Source organism: Acinetobacter sp. YH12255 (genome assembly GCF_013417355.1).
GTDB lineage: Bacteria > Pseudomonadota > Gammaproteobacteria > Pseudomonadales > Moraxellaceae > Acinetobacter > Acinetobacter pseudolwoffii.
On sequence record NZ_VPEC01000119.1, the window covers coordinates 1 to 1,253 of the forward strand.

1 protein-coding gene is annotated in these 1,253 nt (G+C 41.1%); it reads left to right on the forward strand.

Going from position 1 to position 1,253, the window contains the following annotated elements:
• Positions 1-85: 85 nt before the first annotated feature.
• On the forward strand, positions 86-1,078 hold the full coding sequence (locus FTV30_RS16060) for an IS5-like element ISAba23 family transposase (protein WP_005028482.1): 993 nt from the start codon (positions 86-88) through the stop codon (positions 1,076-1,078).
• The last annotated feature ends 175 nt before the right edge of the window (positions 1,079-1,253 follow it).

The following is a 1,253-nucleotide window of genomic DNA, read 5'->3' on the forward strand; positions in this document are numbered from 1 at the left end:
AGAAACCTTTGCACGAATAAACACACAAAAGTTCATTAAATTGGTATAATACAATAAAATCAATCACCTAGCAAAAAACACGACTATGGCATGGAAACAAACAGGGCAACTCTCCCTAGCAGACAGTCTCATTAACGCTCACAAAGCCATCGAAGAATTAGATGAACTACACAACCTAATTGACTGGCAAACTATCGAGCAAACCTTACGCCACGTTCATAGCAGTGAGCGTGGGGAATCTGCCTTTCACCCTGTCATCATGTTTAAAGTATTACTCTTACAAAAACTCTATAACCTATCGGATCCAGCCATGGAAAAACAACTGGCACGAGACTTACTATTTCGTCGCTTTGTTGGCCTATCATTAACGGATGATGTACCCGACCATAGCACCATTTGGCGATACCACAAACACCTAGGTGAGCTTAGACTGATTGAACCATTGTTCAACCAAATCAATGAGCAACTAGCCCAACAAAACATTTTTATCAAAGCGGGCAGTGTCAGCATCATCGATGCCAGTATCGTTGAAGCTAAAAACAAACGACCTAAGAAAGGCAAACACACCGACAATACCCAAGATAACGAAGCCGCCTATGTCAGTAAAAAAGACAGTACAGGTAAAGTAAAAACCACCTACGGCTTTAAAATTCATCTCAACTGTGATGAAGACAGCTTTGTCAAAAAGGTTGAAACTACCCCTGCCAATGTCCATGATTCCCAATGTTTTACCACGCTGTTAACAGATGATGAATCAGCCGTGTATGCTGACAGTGCGTATAAAAGCCAAGCCCATGATGACTACCTTGCCGAGCATGAACCACCGATAAAAAATCATATTCATGATAGAGCATGGCGCAATACACCCTTAACCGAACAGCAAAAACGCAATAATACCCAAAAGAGCCAAACTAGAAACACCGTTGAGCGGGTCTTTGGACATTTTAAACTGCATTATGGGATGAGCAAAGCTCGTCATTTAGGGTTAATGCAATTTCATACCAGCACTTTGCTTGCAAGCATGGTGCATAATTTAAAAACTGCCCTAAGCTTGAAACGAAAATACGGACTCGCCTAGGGTTATTGTGTCTGTTGGTTAGTAAGCTCAGCCAATAGACACAAATTTAACAACCATTTGGAGATTTTATCCATGATTTAGCCATTGTTTTGCTTATTTCATTGCCATTCTTTGTTTTTTTTCGGTTTGGTGGTATGCCTCGAGCAAAGGGGCTGTTTCGTGCAAAGGTCTCTAT

Bases quoted from the DNA above. Each gene is read 5' to 3' on its own strand.
- FTV30_RS16060 (WP_005028482.1), top strand. From the start codon at position 86: ATGGCATGGAAACAAACAGGGCAACTCTCCCTAGCAGACAGTCTCATT.